The following is a 15,330-nucleotide window of genomic DNA, read 5'->3' on the forward strand; positions in this document are numbered from 1 at the left end:
GCATCCTCTAAAGTTTTTTTGGTTCTTTTTGTTCACAAAAAGAACAGTACCCTCCAGATAAGGCGCAAATAAACGAACTGATTATTTAATCAGATTGACGCCGTCCGTCCAGGAGATCTTTTCGTTCTTCTCCCACCACGACCCATGCTCCGCCGTCGGGCGATCCAGATCGCAGAAATCATTTCCCCGCTTCATCTCCTCCTTCAGTGCCGAGCGATACTTGTCAGCCAATTTCCGCACCCTTTTCGACGGCGTTCCCTCCAGCAGATTCGTCATCTCCCACGGATCGTTCCGCAGGTCGAACAACTGCTCCGTGATCCTGCCCCCCACATTGTAAACGATATACTTTCGGCCATCCATCACCAGCGCCCGGTGGATGCTCGAATAAGCCAGCCAGACCCGGTCGCGCGGCGTCTCGCCCTTCGCCCCCCGCTTCAAAGCAGCGGCCAACGAACGCCCCGTCACCGACTCCGCCGACGGGATATCCAGCAACTCCGACAGCGTCGGATTGATGTCATACAGGTAACACAGCCCCTCGTTCCGCTCCCCCTTCGGGACGCCCGGCGCCCAGACCACCAGCGGCACCTTGATGCTGTGGTCGTACAGACTCTGCTTGCCCATCAGCCCGTGCTGCCCCATCGCCAGACCGTTGTCGCCCGCGAAGACCACGATCGTATGCTCCAGCTTCCCGCTCTTTTCGAGCGCATCGATCACCCGGCCGATCTGCGCATCCACCTCGCTGATCATCCCGTAGTAGTCCGCCAGCTCCTTCCGCACCGTCGCCCGGTCGCGCGGCGCCGGCACCACGACCTCGTCCCGCACCTGCAACTCCCCGTTGTCGAACGCATGCTGCGGGCGATAATTCACCGGCAGCCGGATCGTGTCCGGATCATACAAAGTTCCATACCACGGATGACGGTTGCGCGGATCGTGCGGCGAGGTGAACGCCACATAGGCGAAAAACGGCGTCGTATCCCCCGCCGAGCGGGTCAGGAAATCGACCGCCGCATCGGCATACATCTCCGACGAGAATTTCGACCCCACGAACGGTTTCTGGTTCTTGTAATCCCCCTTCGGGTCGTAGTGCATCAGCAGCGGCGTCACATGGCCGCCGTCTTCGTAACGGTGCATCCCGCCGAAATAGATGTTCTCCGCCTCGGAAAACGCCCGGTTGAACGACTCGAAATCCGAGTGCCACTTGCCCGTCTCGAACGTGCGGTAGCCCTCCTTGCGCAACTGTTCCGGCAGCATCGTGTGGCGCGGAGCGATGACCCAGCCGTCCTGAGTAATCTCGAAAACGCCGCGGCCGGTCATGATCATCGCCCGGCTGGGCATCGACAGCGCCCCGCCGATCGCCCCGTTGGTATAACAGTTGGTGAAAGCCGTCCCCTGACTGTAGATGTAGTCGATATTCGGCGTATGTACATCCTCGCGGCCGAGGGTGCGGATCGCGTTGTTCTGGAAATCGTCGGTCAGGATGAACAGCACGTTCATGCGCTGCTGCGCCGAAGCTCCCGCACCGGCCAAAGCCAGGGCGGACAGGGTAAGCAGAGTTTTTTTATCCATGAATCACTGATATGAACAGAAACAAATGTACAAAAACTTCTCCTGCATTCCCATCTGCCTCTCCCCGACCCTCCCTTTTATAGTTATAGCATTGGGATTTTTCATATTTTTATAATACCTTTACACCGATTCAGCTCCGAAAATTCATACATATTATATGATGACCGACGCCCGCCGCATAGAAGCCTTACTGAAATACACCCGGCTGAACGGGAAAAAATTCGCCGAACGAATCGGGTTGAAATATCCGGACACGATCTACCACATTCAACGGGGGCGAAACGGGATTTCGGATCGGCTGGCCGACCGGATCGTCATGGCCTTTCCGGAGGTGGCCAAAGGGTGGCTCCTCTCGGGCGAGGGCGAGATGCTCCGCAGCGACGCTTCGGCAGCCGCATCCGGCACGGTGGTTCGGCCGATCCGGACGCGGACGAGCGACATCCGGATGGAGCGCCAGCAGGTACCGCTGTACGATTTCGAAGCGACGGCCGGACTGACGCCGATCTTCACCAACCAGAACACACCGATCGACTATCTGTCGATTCCCGACCTGCCGCGGTGCGACGGAGCGGTCTACGTCCGGGGCGACTCGATGTACCCGCTGCTCAAGGCGGGCGACATCGTGATGTACAAACAGATACAGGACTTCTACAACATCATCTGGGGCGAAATGTACCTGATTTCGTTCAGCTACGAGGGCGAGGAGTACATCACGGTGAAGTTCGTCAAGAAGATCGAGGGCCGACCGGACTATGTCCTGTTAGTGAGCCACAATCCGCACCACGCTCCGAAAGAGATTCCGATCAAAGCGATTCGGGCGCTGGCCATGGTGAAGGCTTCGGTACGGTTCAACACGATGGGGTGACGGGAGGCGCGGCTCCAGATGCCGCCAATGTACGCTCACGGGTTGAGAAACCGGGAAAAGGCGACGGAAAAAGGAGCGCCCCCCGTCATGTCCGGCGCCGTCCGGTTTATTTATGCTCGGCCGCTCCATCGTCCGGTTCCGCCAGGAAGCCCTCCCTCCCCGCTCCGGCGCGCAGGAACAGATACCCTCGCCGGGGAAGACCGGCCTTCAAACCGAATATCCGATAAATCCGGCCCCGCATCCGTCCGTAAACCACCGCCACCCGGCCCTCTCTATCCAAGAACATCCGCCCGATATACGGATCCCCCGCCTCCGGACGAATCGTCACCAACGGCCGCAAGCCTCGACAGAAGAATCTGCTCCGGAGTCTCGACCAAACAGCGATACCCACCGCTCGTCCCACCAGAATCATCCCCATCACGAGCCCCAAACCCGTCAATTGCTCCGCCAGCTCCGACCAATCACAGCTCCGCCACAGCCATCGAAGCCCGAATCCGCCGGCTCCGCCGACCATCACCGCAGCCACGACTCCCGCCGCAGCGGCCGCCAATCCAGAGCCCCGGTACACCCATCTGTTCCGCCGAATCTGCCCGACAGGCATCCGACGCCCCAGTTCGATATACTGTCGAATCTCCTTTACCTGATCTTCCAACATACTTTCCAAAAAAAGGAATAGTCTCACCATCGAGCGACGCTGAGACTATCTCTAAAGTGATCCCGACAGGATTCGAACCTGTGGCCGACAGATTAGAAATCTGTTGCTCTATCCAGCTGAGCTACGGGACCCTTCCGGGGTACAAAAGTAGCATTTCAGACGCTGGTTTCCAAATCCGAAAGCGTATCTTTGTCCTATCGTACCACCAACAGGTATTCTCCGATGAAAAACCCGCTGCGCCTCGAACCCGTTATCGACACCGTTTACAAACTCGTCCCGTCGCATCCCGCACGACGCGTACCCGAGGCGGCCGACGAACGCTCGCTCGCCGAGCTGCTGGCTGCCGCTCCGGCCCATTTCGCAGCCCGGGAGGCATTGGCGACCCGTTACACCGAAGAGGGACGGCTGGCCGAGGCTTGTCAGCTGCGGTGGGACGGCGCCGGATTAGTTTGCGACCTGTTGGACGAGACGGACGACGAATTCATCGTACTGGACTGGGAGGACGGCTACACGGTTCAGGCCCTTTCGATGGTGTACGATTCGGCCGTGGATCACTTTACCATCGGCGACTTCGAGGTGGCGACGGCGATGTGGGAATTGCTGATCGACCGTGACCCGGAAGACCACCTAAACGCTTCGGAATGGCTGGCGTACTGTTATGCCGCTCTGGAAGAATGGGAACTGTTCGACGAGACGACAGCACTGCTGCGCGAGGAGGCGATCTCGACCCGACTGGCGAAATACTGGGCGGCTTTCCGTCGCCACGCTTTGTCTCCGGCCGAGATCCGGACAGCCATGGAGCGGGAGGCACCGGCTCTATACAAGGAGTGGACGGCCTGCGAACATGAAATCACGCCGGACTACCTGTCGGACATCGAGTCGCGCCGGCCGAGCGCTTCGGCAGAAGCGCGACGTCTCTGGCTGCGGACGGAGGCGTTGTGGCGCGAGTTCCCGGAGTTCACGGCCGCACTGACAAAATAACACACGCGGCCTCTCCTCTCGACCTAAGGACAGAGAGGAGAGGCCGCGTTATATACAGTGGTACAAGTCGTTGCCGTCTACTCGAATTCGAGCAGCAACACACCCTTGGCCACCACATCGCCCGCGGCCACATGCACCCGCGCCACCGTCCCGCCGATCGGCGAACGGTAGGTGTTGTGCATCTTCATCGCCTTGAAGGTCAGCAACACGTCGCCTTCTTTCACCCGATCCCCGACTTTCACGTCGACGGTAGTGATCGTCCCCGGAATAAACGAAACGATCCGCCGCGGATCTTTCGCAACCCAAGGCTCCCGATTCTTATATTTGGCGGTCAGGGTCGTCGGATAACTGCCGTTCTCGGTCGCCAGCACTTCCAACTGAACCGCTCCTTCTGTCTTATTCATCTGCCTATTTTTTATTACTCGCTTTGCTGTTCTTTGAGCCGGACAGAACCGTACCTTTTCTTCAGAAAAGGTACCCAAAAGACTTTTAGATAGCTACGCTACTCCTTACGCTCCGCAGTCCTCAGTCTTCGAGAGTCTTTTGGGTCGGGGTTGTAGCGCGCAATAAGGTTTAGCTTGCATTAGCGCGCTACAACTCCCGGCCCAAAGAAGAGTCCGAGGTTTGGGCCGCCGGCAGCTTTAGGATGCGTAAGCATCCTCTAAAGTTTTTTTGGTTCTTTTTGTTCACAAAAAGAACAGTTCCCTCCTGTTTCAAAAAAACAGTACAAGAGAGTGATGGATTAAAACGGCGGGACGCCATGTTTCTTTTCCGGCCGGAGCACCGATTTGCGCTGAGCCACCTCTAAGGCATGAATCAGACACTTGCGCGTCTCTTCCGGTTCGATCACCGCATCGATATACCCCTTAGCCGCCGCCACATACGGATTCGCGAATTTGTCCTTGTACTCCTGAATTTTGAGTTGGCGCATCTCCTCCGGATTTTCCGCCGCCATGATCTCCTTACGGAAGATCACATTCGCAGCCCCCTCCGGCCCCATGACCGCGATTTCGGCCTGCGGCCACGCGAAGACGAAGTCCGCCCGCAGGTGCCTGGAGTTCATGGCAATATACCCCCCGCCGTACGCCTTCCGCAGGATGACCGTAATTTTGGGCACCGTCGCTTCGGAGTAGGCGTAGAGCAACTTCGCCCCATGCCGAATCACCCCCGCATGCTCCTGATCGACCCCCGGCAGGTAGCCCGGCAGGTCTTCGATGGTCACGAGCGGCACATTGAACGCGTCGCAGAAGCGGATAAACCGAGCCGCCTTATCCGACGAATCGCAGTCCAGCACCCCCGCCATCACCATCGGCTGGTTGGCCACGAAGCCCACCGTCTGGCCGTTCACGCGTCCGAAGCCCACGACGATATTCCCGGCAAAGAGTTCCATCACTTCGACGAACTCGCTGCCGTCGCTCACCGCCCGGATCACGTCGCGCACGTCGTACGGCTGCGCCGGATCGCCCGGCACGATCTTCGAGATGTCGTATTTTTTGGTCAGCGGTTCGGCCGGTTTCGTCCGTTCGGCCGGCTGGGCATTGTTCTGCGGAATGGTCGAGATCAGCTGCCGGATCTGCCGGAAGCACTCCTCTTCCGATTCGGCGAAGAAGTGGGCGTTCCCGGTCTGTTCGCAGTGGACGCGGGCCCCGCCGAGCTCTTCCATCGAGATCTCCTCGCCCAGCACCGTTTTGATGACTTCCGGCCCGGTGATGAACATCTTGGAGGTTTTGTCCACCACGAAGACGAAGTCGGTCAGGGCCGGCGAATAGACCGCCCCGCCCGCACACGGCCCCAGGATGACCGAGATCTGCGGAATCACCCCCGAAGCCATCGTATTGCGGAAGAAAATCTCGCCATACCCGGCCAGCGCATTGACCCCCTCCTGAATCCGCGCTCCGCCCGAGTCGTTGATCCCGATGAGCGGCATCCGCATGTCCAGCGCGTAGTCCATAATTTTGGTGATCTTCCGTGCGTGCATCAGCCCGAGCGATCCTCCTGCGACGGTAAAGTCCTGGGCGAACACCGCCACCGGATTGCCGCAAATGGTACCCGTGCCGATAATCACCCCGTCGCCCGGCAGCTCTTTGTTCTGCATGCCGAACTCCGTTCCGGAGTGTTCCACAAAGATGTCGTATTCATGGAAAGAATCGGCGTCCAGCAGAGCGATGATCCGTTCGCGGGCCGTGAGTTTGCCCATGGCTTTCTGTTTTTCGATCGCCTTGAGCCCTCCGCCGTTGAAGACCTTCTCTTTTCTCTGCCTGAGGTCGAGAATTTTCTTGTCTACGGTCATAGTAATTCGATTAAAGATTCAGACAAATATAACATTTTTCTGTTACAACGTTTCGGGCCGGACAAAATAGCCGGCCGGCCACCCCTCGACCGGGAGTCCGCTCCCGGCGGGAAAGAGGCCGAAAAGGGTCGCTCCCGATCCCGACAAGGCGGCATAGACCGCCCCGCGGCGATAGAGTTCGGCGCGTATCCCGCCCAGCACCGGCAGGCGCCGGAAAAGCGGTTCCTCGAAGTCATTGACGAGTTTGCCTCGCCACGCCTCGACCGGCCGGCTCAGGATTTCGTCCAACGGCACCGCCGGAACGCGCGGTGTGACCAGCGAGTAAGCTTCGGCCGTCGAGACCCCGACCGGCGGTTTGACCAGCAGGAGCCGCCACCCCGTCAGGTCGAGGCCGGCGAACGGTTCGAGCCGTTCGCCGCGCCCCGTCCCGAGCATCGGCCGGTCGTGGAGAAAAAAGACCGTATCGCTTCCCAGCCGCGCCGCAAAGGGGACGAGCTCTTCGGTCGTCAGCCCCAGCGAGAGCACTTCGTTGAGTCCGACGAGCACGGCCGTGGCATCGGCCGATCCGCCGCCCAGCCCGGCTCCGAAAGGGATCGTCTTGTGAAGGTGGATCCGCACCCCGCCCGCCGCGGCGAACGGCTCCGGAAAGGCTTCGCGCAAGATTTTCGCGGCCCGGACGCACAGGTTCTTCTCCTCCGGACAATCCACCGTCAGTCCCGTGGAAGAAAAGACGATCGTCCCTCCGTCGTCTCCCTCCGCCTCGCCGGCGGGCAGGATTTCGACGGCGTCGCACAGGCCGCGCACCGGATGGAACAGGGTCTCGATCTCGTGATACCCGTCCGCCCGCCGCGCCGTAATGTGCAGTCCGAGGTTGATTTTGCAGTGGGGGAAAAGAATCATTCCGCAGCGCTTGAATCGTTATCCTTCTCCGCAGCCCGATCCGGTTCCGGCAACTCGACCGCGTCGTCCAGCGGCACCAAAGCCTGAGGCATCTTTTTGGAGGCCTTGACGCCCAGTTTCCGGAGCGACTCGGCCCGCCGCACCAGGTTGCCGTTCCCCTCCCGGAGCTGTCCGAGAGCGGCCCGATAGGCTTTGTCCGTCCGCCCCAGCGCGTCGCCCACGGCGAGGAAGTTCTCGGCGAAACCGACGAATTTGTCGTACAGCGCGCCCCCCTGCCGGGCGATCTCCATCGCGTAGCGGTCCTGGTTGTCGCGCCGCCAGAGGTCGTCGACGATCTTGAGGATGGCGAAGAGGTTGGTCGGACTGCTCAGGATGACTTTCTTGCGATAGGCGTCGTCCCACAGCTTGGCGTCGCACTGCAAGGCCATGAGGAAGGCCGGTTCGTTGGGCACGAACATGATGACGAAGTCCGGCGACCCGGAGGTCAGTTTCTGATAGCTTTTTGCGGCGAGCTCGTCGATGTGCCGCCGCACGGAGGCCGCATGGGCCGACAGAGCCGCCCGCCGCACCCCCTCGTCCGGGTCGTCGGCCACATCGACGTAGTTGGCATAGGCGGTCAGCGAAACTTTCGAGTCGATGATCATCTGTTTGTCGTCCGGCAGAACGAGCACGACGTCCGGCCGCACGTGGTCTCCCTCTTCCGTGCGGAAATCCTCCTGCACGCGGAAGTGGATCCCCTTTTGCAGCCCGGAGCTTTCGAGGAGCGTCTCGAGAATCATCTCTCCCCAGTCGCCCTGCGTTTTGGAATTGCCGCGCAGGGCCGCCGCGAGGTTGTTGGCCTCCTGACTCACGCGGTTGCTCATCTCGTGGAGCCGTTTGATCTCGGCCTCCAGCACTTTCCGTTCGGTGGAGTCGCGTTCGATCCGCTGGCGGAAATGTTCGATGTTTTCGCTCAACGGCTTCAGCAGCTCATCGATGTTCTTCCGGTTGGTGTCGGTAAACCGGCGGGTTTTCTCCTCCAGAATGTCGTTGGCGAGGTTCCGGAAGTGGTCGGCGAACTGTTGCTGAAGTTTTTCCCGTTCGGTGGTCTGATTTTCGAACCGCTCGCTCCAGATGCGCACCTCGGCGCGGGAACGGCTCAGTTCGTCGCGCAAGGCGGTATTCTCCTCCACGGCGGCCCGCAGGGCCTCCTGCTGTTCTCCGGCCCGAGCGCCGAGGGCCGAGACTTCGGCCCGCAAGGTGGCATTCTCGCTCACCAGCGTCTGCGCGGCGACGAGCTCGGCCCGCGCTGCGGCGAGCTCTCCGGCCGTCGTCCGGGAGAGGCGCCGGTCGCTCCGCAGCTGCGCCCAGAGCGCTGCCGCCGCAGCGACCGCCACGACGATCAGTATGGTCAGGAGAACTGTCATCCCCTGACGGCTATGGTTTCGATCTCAACCCGGGCGCCCATGGGCAGCGCGGCGACCTGAAAGGCCACCCGGGCGGGCGGATTCTCGGTGTAGAATTCGGCATAGGCTTCGTTCATCGTGGCGAAGTCGGCGATGTCGGCCAGCAGGACGGTCGATTTCACGACGTCGTTTTTGGTGTATCCGGCCGCCTCGAGAATGGCGGTGATGTTCCTCAGGCTCTGGACGGTCTGTTCCCGCACGCCGTCGGGCATGGTCTTGGTCTTCGGGTCGATGGGCAGCTGGCCCGAGATGTAGAGGGTTTCGCCGGCTTCGACAGCCTGGCTGTAAGGCCCTACGGCTGCCGGAGCATCCGGTGTGGCGATCAGTTTTTTCATGATGCGATTGTTTTTTTTGCAGAAATTTTCCGGAGGCGGGCCGACACCCGTCCTCTCTGTCCGCGAAGTTAGGAGAAATAGCCGGATTGCGCAAAGGGTTCGCTCCCCGAAACGCCGCCCGGGAGGGGCCGACGAGCGGAGCCGCCCATCTAATAAAAACCGGAGCCGGAAAGGTTCAACACCTTTCCGGCTCCGATTTCACTATTCTCGTAGAAACTCCGGCCGTCACATCGGCAGATTGCCCACCGCGTCTTTGGAACAAACCGGCAGTTTCCCGTCTTTCCCCATCTGCACGAAAACCGTGGCGCAAAGCACCGTCCACTGATTCCCGTAGGTCATCGTACTGGAGTGGTTATAGCCCAGACAGTGGCCGTATTCGTGGAACATGGCCTGACGCGGATAACTGTGCGGATGGCTGTTCGGAGGCGTCGCGTCGAAATAGACGCCCGTGTAGCAATAGTTGGCCAGCCCATACGTACTGCCGCCGCCCAGTCCGCCGACTCCGGCCACGCAGCCCAGCACCAATCCGCCGTGACCGCGGATCCGCTGACGCAAGGCATCCAGGTTGATCGGATTCCGGCCGTTGTCCAGCAGCCGCCCTTCGTAATTGTTCATTTCGGCATTGAACTCTTCGGAGGAGAACATGAAGGCCATGTTCAGCGCCAGAGCCACGCCGTGGCGACACAACAGAGGGTTCATATGCCGCCAATAGGCATGCCCGGCATCGGCCGAGTAGGGCGAGAAACGGATGTACCACCGGCTGTCGATCCGTTCGATTTTCTTCATGAACGGGTCTTCGGTCTGAATCAGGAACGTCACATCGTCGTTGGTCAGCTCCGGCTGTGCCGGCACCCGGATTTTCCGCCCGGAAGCGGTCGCGAACAGGCGCTCCGAGCTGACGACCGGCAACTCGAACGCGGCTTCCATAAAGGGATAGATCAGGTCGAACCGCGCCAGCTCGACGAATTCCGGACTGAACTTATTGAACCGGCACATGATCTTCACGTCCCGGATGGCGACGGGCGAATAGAACTTCACCAGCATCCGGTGATCCTGATTCACCGAGAGCTGCAGCGGCGCATTGGCATAGAACGACCGCCGGCCGGAGTTGTAGAAGACCTCCCGCGGCTCGTCGGCCAGGAACATGGTGTCGAGATCGAACCTCGCGAGGTCTTGCTCGCGGACATACAGCAGCCCCTCCTGACTCTCCGGATGGAGGTACCGGATGCTGATGTGCGAGATGCGTCCGGCCTCGATCCGGCACTCCGAGAAGCGGTACCTGCGCACGAAGTGCGTCCCGTCGCTGCGTTCCGACTCGACGGTCACGACGCCCGACAGCGCGTTCCGGCTCGGTAGCGAATAGAACGAGCAGGTCTCCGTGATGTCATACACCGGAACCGCTCCCACACCGGAATAGACTCCGGTCGCATCGAAAGCCGTATAGACGCCGTCCGTCTGGTCGAACTCGATCTCCACCTTGCGGATGAACCGCCACATATATTCCGACGTGAGGTTCAGATCCACATCGACCCGTCCGACACACCGCTCTAGGGCCACCGTCTGCGAGACCGACGCCTGTTCGCGTCCGATATGGAAGTCCAGCTTCTTGTAGTAATAGACTGCGTCCAGCGGCTCGGCGTCGGTCGGATTCCGCAGCCAGACGTCCGTCAGCCGATCCGGCAGTTCGACCGTCGTCCGGGCCTGTTCGGCATCGGCGGCGGCCATGAAAACGATGGTGTAATCCCCCTCTTTCAGCCCTTCGACGGTCAGTTTGGAGAAGTCGGCTTCCAGTCTGTGCGTCCGGAGGTCGAGCCGCTCGCCGCGGCTGTCGGTAATCAGATACCACATCTGTCCGATCCGCTCTTCGGGCAGCCGCTCGGGGCCGCCGGCCCGTGTGGAGAGGGCGGAGTCAGCCTCCGCCTCCTGAAAGCCGAAGAGGAAGGTGACACTCCCTTCGCCCGGCGCCCGAAGGTCGAACTCCTGCCGTTTCGAGCACCCGGCCAGCACCCACACAGCTCCCAAAAGGAGGATAACGATTTTCCGTATGTTTTTCATCCCGCGCCTCCTCTCTTATTTCTTGACGCAACGTACGTATGCGAAGCCTTCCATCTGGAACTGCGGCTCGGTCACCGTAATCGCCCCGGTAGTTCCCGAGAAGACCATCCAACATGTCCAGCCATATCCCCCGGAGCATCCCGTCCGGTCGTTAGTCCACATCGCGACTCCGTTTCCGAAGCCCGGGTTATTCGACGTCGATTTATCGCCTTTCACCCCACCCATCGGCAGAATCAGATAACGATCCGTCCCGTCCACGGCGAGTTTCGCGTAGCGCTGCGTCCCGCGCACACCGGTCGGCGTTACGAGCGTCCCGTTGGCGACATGAACCGTGGCCGTGATCTGTTCGCCGTTTGCAGCGGTATAGCTGCCCGGAATCTGGGCCGTGGTCGGCAGAATGGCCCGCCACTCGGCCCGCGTCGGCACGCGGTAGCCCTCGGGACACGGCATGTAGTCGTCGCTCACCCACGGCGCGTTGGCCGCTCCCTGGTGTCCCACGTCGTTGGAGGGGTTGTAGCTCTGCCACGGCACATACATATAGAGCCGTCCGAACTGGAACAGGCCGCCGACGGTGTTGATCCAGCTCTCCCGGTACATCTCCTCGACGGTCAGGCCGTCGAGCGGATAGACCTGATCTTCCAGATCGCGCGTGCGGGCGTTGAAGGCCATCCAGGTCACCCCGCCTATCTCGACGGTCTCGATCTGATGTTCGCTGGGCGCGACGCGAATTTCCACATAGTCGTACGACAGTTGGGTCAGGGCGCTCTTCAGATGCACGATCACCGAGTAACCGAGCCGGCCCCGCCCCTGAGGCGCCACCGAGGCTTCGAACGCGGAGAGGAACCCGCCGGCAGCCTCTTCCGAGACCGAGACTTCGCCCAAGGTCACGTCCGGCAGCATCCCGTCGACCGAATGAATGTCGATCCGGCTGTCGCCCCGGAAGGCGAGCCTCATCCCGGCCGCTCCGCCGGCCGGCACCTCGATCAGGTTGTTCTGATAATCGACCTTGACGTCGGCCGGGAAGAGAGAACGCTCCTTGTCGATCAGGATCCGATTCCCCGTATCGGGGCTCCCGATAATCGTTCCTCCCTCGTCCCAGGGTTTCACCTCGACCGTCCCCTCGATCACCGCTCCCGAGTTGCGCACTTCGACGGCATACACTTTGTTCCGTTCGACGGTCGGCAGCTCCATCTTCAGCCGCAACGGGGCATCGTCATAATTGCCGAGCAGGACGACATGAACGGGCCGGGGGCTCTCGAACAGGCAGAACACGGACTCCTGTTTCCCGCCCACTCCCGTTTCGAAGACTTTGCGGTAGCTGACCGTCTCTTCCGAGGCCGTCTCGCCTTCGCGGAAGGGATAGATCGCGGCCGGAGCATCTTCGACCAGGATTTCGTTGATCCGTATTTTGCTGTCTGCCGAAGCATCGACGTCGAGCCGCGCCACGCTGCGTTTGAGCGAAACGACCCGCGGATCTCCCGCGCTCCGGGTTTCGGCGTCGCTTCCCAGGTCGACCACCGCTGTCATGAACTCCGGCGCAGAGTTGTCGTGCAAATCGCGCCCGACCGCAATCCGACAGAAGTTTTCCTCGTCGATGGTCTCGCCCGAGAGTGAGAACGGAATGCCGCTGATGAAGTAAAGCCGCGACCCACTGGCCGCCGAGACGGAGATCTCGCCGTTGGCGTTCGGCGCCACCTGCTGTTTCAGGTAAAACTTGCCGCCGCTGAACTGATAGACGGACAATTCCTGAACCTTGTCGGCCACGTTCGATCCGGGCGCCTCGCTGTCCTGCAAAACCAGCGGATAGGTCTGCCGCTCGCTTTCGACGTCTAATTTCGAAAGCGTGTTGTCCTTGCAGGCCCCCAGAAGCAGAGCTCCGCACAAAAGAGAGGTAACGATCTTGTTTTCAGTATGTTTCATAGATTAGCCATGGGTATTTACCGCCACATTCCGGAAAATCCCAGCTGCAAAAATATAATTTTTCTAAATACGGAACTACCTCTCGCTCAATTCTTAGCCATCAAGACATCCTATCCGACGAGAATGCCGGCCGACCGAAAAGCCCGACAAGTCCGGGCGCCGGAAAACCCTGGCAAGAATTTTGCACTCTCCGAATTTATGTTACTTTTGTCTCGCGTTGTCGAGCGACTCGACCGATGTTTAACCTCAAAACCTTCATACACACGATGAAAACAGGTTGGATGCTGGCCGCCGTAGGAGCTGCGGCCGTTTTGCTGAGCGCATGCTGCGCATGCCGAAAGGGAAGTCCGAAGATCGCCAATCTCGAAGCGGACGACTGGCGCCTGATCGAATTCCTGGGCGAATCGGTGCCGGCCGAAAAGGCGGTCACGCTGACTTTCGACGCTGCCAAAAAGACGATCTACGGACAGGCTCCGTGCAACAACTTCTTTGCGGGCTACAGCCTCTACGAGGATGCGAAACACAACATCGACATCACGAACGCAGGCGCCACCCGGATGTACTGTCCGAACACGGAGATCGAAGACGGTTTCGTACGCCGGCTGACCGACATCAAGCGGTTGAAGTTCGAAGGCGGGCGGCTGCTGATGCTGGACGGCGACGGCAATCTGGTCGCCTTGTTGCAGGCGGTTCCGCGGACGGCGAAAGGTACGGCCGACGCGGAATAATCGCTCCCGCACTTGCATTCGAGAGGCGGCCCGTAGGGGTCGCCTCTCTGCGTATTCCGCCCCGGGCGCTCGGGTTTCACCCGAAACAAACCGGGCGTTCTCCGACCTCCGCCCCGGGCTACCGCAGCAGCAATACGGGCGTGCTGGGCAATGTGGGTGGCGACGGAACTGTCTGGTCTTCCGGAATCAGCATCACGGACGGTTTACGTCTGTTGTTTTATACGACAGATATGGCCTCTTCCGCTACGTACAATCGCGACGGCGGTTTTCAGTTGCGTTGCCTCTCGGAATAAACGGTGCGTGTCGCACTCACAATTGGCAGCCTCTGCCCCAATTTTGCGACACGGCCTTAGCGAAACGCAGTTTCGCTCTGTCCCGCCGGGGCGCCCATCGGGCGTTTTATTGGGGTTCTCACTGCCTTATTGGCCGGACGCCGCCCGCGCAGGGCTATTCTATCCTGTTAGGGTAGAGGCGGCCGCAGCGAAACGCAAGTTTCGCCCGTCCACGGGACGTGGGGCCCGGCCGGCCCGAGGCCAGTTTCAGGCGGGACAAAGCTCATTCCCGTCGCCCGCCCGCCTCAAAGGGCATATTCTGTGGGTTGGCACCCAGCCAACCAACGAGAATTGCCGCGGGCGACTCAAAAAGTACTAACCACCGCGCGCCGACGCCTGAAAAGGAAAATCGTCAAAATGTGCCGGCACGTTTTGACTAGATTTCCCAAAGGCGCGCAGACAAAGCCCGATTTACCTAACGTTGTTCGGCTGTCAGTCGCGGGAAATAATAAAGGCTCCGCGCCGTAACGCGAACGCGTTGGCCGCGGGGCCCCTACTTTCTACTATGTGGTAGAAAGTAGGCAAAGAGCACATTCAAGGGGAACTTCGTCCCCCTTGAAAATCCCCCGACGATTTCCTTAAACAGACACGGTCCATTGGGAGTGCAGCACGCACCGCCCCGGGCTACCGCGAAAGAGCCAACGGCGGATTAGAGGGCGTCGGCAGCAACGGGCTTAATTGGGCCTCTATGGGTATCGAGCCCAACGCGGTGTTCTTATTTTTCCGCACTTACGATCTCTATCCCAGCTATGCCAGTTATCGCGCTCACGGTCTTCAGTTGCGTTGCCTCTCGGAAGAAACGGTGCCGACGGGCACTCCGAAATGGCAGCCTCTACCCTATACCGGTGGCACCGCCCCGGGCTATCGCTATCGCGCGGATGGCGTGCAGCGTGGCGTCGGCGCCGGCGGTTATAGCTGGTCTTCGACGGTCAGCGGTACCAATGGCATGGGCTTGGGTTTCCACGTGACGTGGCTCGGTCCCAGCGGCTCGGACTACCGCGCCCACGGTTTTCAGTTGCGTTGCCTCTCAGAAGAATAAGTGTCGCACTCACAAATGGCCGGGTCTACCCCAGTTAGCAGCCTCTACCAATATCAGCCAGACCTCTGTGCCCCGCAGGGGCGCGCGGGCAGGACGCCTCCCCATCGGGAGGCCCGCAACACGCCGCTCGCGCGTCGAATATGGCGGCACCTCCCGGGCGCCGACCCGCTCCAACTGCTCCCAATTCACAGCCGAATACTTCGCCAACCCATAGCAACA

At 60.3% G+C, this 15,330-nt stretch carries 14 protein-coding genes and 1 tRNA gene; 5 read left to right on the forward strand and 10 right to left on the reverse strand.

Annotated features, from left to right (window positions below; all coding sequences use genetic code 11):
• Positions 1-81: 81 nt before the first annotated feature.
• Complete coding sequence (locus tag QZ292_RS06475) at positions 82-1,566, reverse strand: sulfatase-like hydrolase/transferase (RefSeq protein WP_294599486.1); 1,485 nt, start codon at positions 1,564-1,566, stop codon at positions 82-84.
• A 157-nt stretch (positions 1,567-1,723) separates the two neighbouring features.
• On the opposite strand from QZ292_RS06475, the gene QZ292_RS06480 reads away from it, so the two are divergent.
• Positions 1,724-2,431, forward strand: coding sequence for an XRE family transcriptional regulator (locus QZ292_RS06480; protein ID WP_294599489.1), 708 nt, complete (start codon positions 1,724-1,726; stop codon positions 2,429-2,431).
• A gap of 106 nt (positions 2,432-2,537) precedes the next feature.
• On the opposite strand, the gene QZ292_RS06485 is transcribed toward QZ292_RS06480, so the two are convergent.
• Both QZ292_RS06485 and QZ292_RS06490 read right to left on the reverse strand, forming a co-directional pair.
• Entirely contained in the window at positions 2,538-3,095 is a 558-nt protein-coding gene (locus QZ292_RS06485; protein ID WP_294599492.1) for a hypothetical protein, read from the reverse strand.
• 48 nt (positions 3,096-3,143) lie between these two features.
• A tRNA-Arg gene (locus QZ292_RS06490) sits at positions 3,144-3,217 on the reverse strand.
• A 91-nt stretch (positions 3,218-3,308) separates the two neighbouring features.
• Between QZ292_RS06490 and QZ292_RS06495 the strand changes: the two genes are divergently transcribed.
• Positions 3,309-4,067 (forward strand): tetratricopeptide repeat protein, encoded by a 759-nt coding sequence (locus QZ292_RS06495; RefSeq protein WP_294599495.1) that lies wholly within the window; start codon positions 3,309-3,311, stop codon positions 4,065-4,067.
• A 77-nt stretch (positions 4,068-4,144) separates the two neighbouring features.
• On the opposite strand, the gene QZ292_RS06500 is transcribed toward QZ292_RS06495, so the two are convergent.
• The 7 genes from QZ292_RS06500 to QZ292_RS06530 all read right to left on the reverse strand — a co-directional run bounded on the left by QZ292_RS06500 (position 4,145) and on the right by QZ292_RS06530 (position 13,012).
• Positions 4,145-4,471 (reverse strand): acetyl-CoA carboxylase biotin carboxyl carrier protein subunit, encoded by a 327-nt coding sequence (locus tag QZ292_RS06500; RefSeq protein WP_294599497.1) that lies wholly within the window; start codon positions 4,469-4,471, stop codon positions 4,145-4,147.
• 338 nt (positions 4,472-4,809) lie between these two features.
• Positions 4,810-6,357, reverse strand: a complete 1,548-nt coding sequence (locus QZ292_RS06505) for an acyl-CoA carboxylase subunit beta (RefSeq protein WP_294599500.1) — start codon at positions 6,355-6,357, stop codon at positions 4,810-4,812.
• 42 nt (positions 6,358-6,399) lie between these two features.
• Positions 6,400-7,257, reverse strand: coding sequence for a 4-(cytidine 5'-diphospho)-2-C-methyl-D-erythritol kinase (ispE, locus tag QZ292_RS06510; RefSeq protein WP_294599503.1), 858 nt, complete (start codon positions 7,255-7,257; stop codon positions 6,400-6,402).
• Complete coding sequence (rmuC, locus tag QZ292_RS06515) at positions 7,254-8,663, reverse strand: DNA recombination protein RmuC (protein WP_294599506.1); 1,410 nt, start codon at positions 8,661-8,663, stop codon at positions 7,254-7,256. The genes ispE and rmuC overlap by 4 nt, the downstream gene beginning before the upstream one ends.
• Positions 8,660-9,037 (reverse strand): RidA family protein, encoded by a 378-nt coding sequence (locus tag QZ292_RS06520; RefSeq protein WP_294599508.1) that lies wholly within the window; start codon positions 9,035-9,037, stop codon positions 8,660-8,662. The genes rmuC and QZ292_RS06520 overlap by 4 nt, the downstream gene beginning before the upstream one ends.
• A 225-nt stretch (positions 9,038-9,262) precedes the next feature.
• Positions 9,263-11,092, reverse strand: a complete 1,830-nt coding sequence (locus tag QZ292_RS06525; RefSeq protein ID WP_294599511.1) for a hypothetical protein — start codon at positions 11,090-11,092, stop codon at positions 9,263-9,265.
• 15 nt (positions 11,093-11,107) lie between these two features.
• Positions 11,108-13,012 (reverse strand): FISUMP domain-containing protein, encoded by a 1,905-nt coding sequence (locus tag QZ292_RS06530; RefSeq protein WP_294599513.1) that lies wholly within the window; start codon positions 13,010-13,012, stop codon positions 11,108-11,110.
• Positions 13,013-13,278: 266 nt separating this feature from the next.
• Here QZ292_RS06530 and QZ292_RS06535 point away from each other — a divergent pair, with 266 nt between their 5' ends.
• The 3 genes from QZ292_RS06535 (at position 13,279) to QZ292_RS06545 (ending at position 15,111) form a co-directional block, all read left to right on the forward strand.
• Positions 13,279-13,740: an META domain-containing protein gene (locus tag QZ292_RS06535; RefSeq protein ID WP_294599516.1), complete on the forward strand. Its 462-nt coding sequence runs from the start codon at positions 13,279-13,281 to the stop codon at positions 13,738-13,740.
• 140 nt (positions 13,741-13,880) lie between these two features.
• Complete coding sequence (locus tag QZ292_RS06540; protein ID WP_294599519.1) at positions 13,881-14,033, forward strand: hypothetical protein; 153 nt, start codon at positions 13,881-13,883, stop codon at positions 14,031-14,033.
• A 748-nt stretch (positions 14,034-14,781) separates the two neighbouring features.
• Positions 14,782-15,111 (forward strand): hypothetical protein, encoded by a 330-nt coding sequence (locus QZ292_RS06545; protein ID WP_294599522.1) that lies wholly within the window; start codon positions 14,782-14,784, stop codon positions 15,109-15,111.
• Positions 15,112-15,330: the final 219 nt, after the last annotated feature.

Origin of the sequence: uncultured Rikenella sp. (assembly GCF_910577125.1) — a bacterium.
In the GTDB taxonomy this organism is placed as follows: domain Bacteria; phylum Bacteroidota; class Bacteroidia; order Bacteroidales; family Rikenellaceae; genus Rikenella.

Coding starts and splice junctions, on each gene's coding strand:
- QZ292_RS06495 (WP_294599495.1), top strand. CDS start 3,309: ATGAAAAACCCGCTGCGCCTCGAACCCGTTATCGACACCGTTTACAAA.
- rmuC (WP_294599506.1), bottom strand. CDS start 8,663: ATGACAGTTCTCCTGACCATACTGATCGTCGTGGCGGTCGCTGCGGCG.
- QZ292_RS06480 (WP_294599489.1), top strand. CDS start 1,724: ATGATGACCGACGCCCGCCGCATAGAAGCCTTACTGAAATACACCCGG.
- QZ292_RS06530 (WP_294599513.1), bottom strand. CDS start 13,012: ATGAAACATACTGAAAACAAGATCGTTACCTCTCTTTTGTGCGGAGCT.
- QZ292_RS06500 (WP_294599497.1), bottom strand. CDS start 4,471: ATGAATAAGACAGAAGGAGCGGTTCAGTTGGAAGTGCTGGCGACCGAG.
- QZ292_RS06525 (WP_294599511.1), bottom strand. CDS start 11,092: ATGAAAAACATACGGAAAATCGTTATCCTCCTTTTGGGAGCTGTGTGG.
- ispE (WP_294599503.1), bottom strand. CDS start 7,257: ATGATTCTTTTCCCCCACTGCAAAATCAACCTCGGACTGCACATTACG.
- QZ292_RS06505 (WP_294599500.1), bottom strand. CDS start 6,357: ATGACCGTAGACAAGAAAATTCTCGACCTCAGGCAGAGAAAAGAGAAG.
- QZ292_RS06475 (WP_294599486.1), bottom strand. CDS start 1,566: ATGGATAAAAAAACTCTGCTTACCCTGTCCGCCCTGGCTTTGGCCGGT.
- QZ292_RS06520 (WP_294599508.1), bottom strand. CDS start 9,037: ATGAAAAAACTGATCGCCACACCGGATGCTCCGGCAGCCGTAGGGCCT.
- QZ292_RS06535 (WP_294599516.1), top strand. CDS start 13,279: ATGAAAACAGGTTGGATGCTGGCCGCCGTAGGAGCTGCGGCCGTTTTG.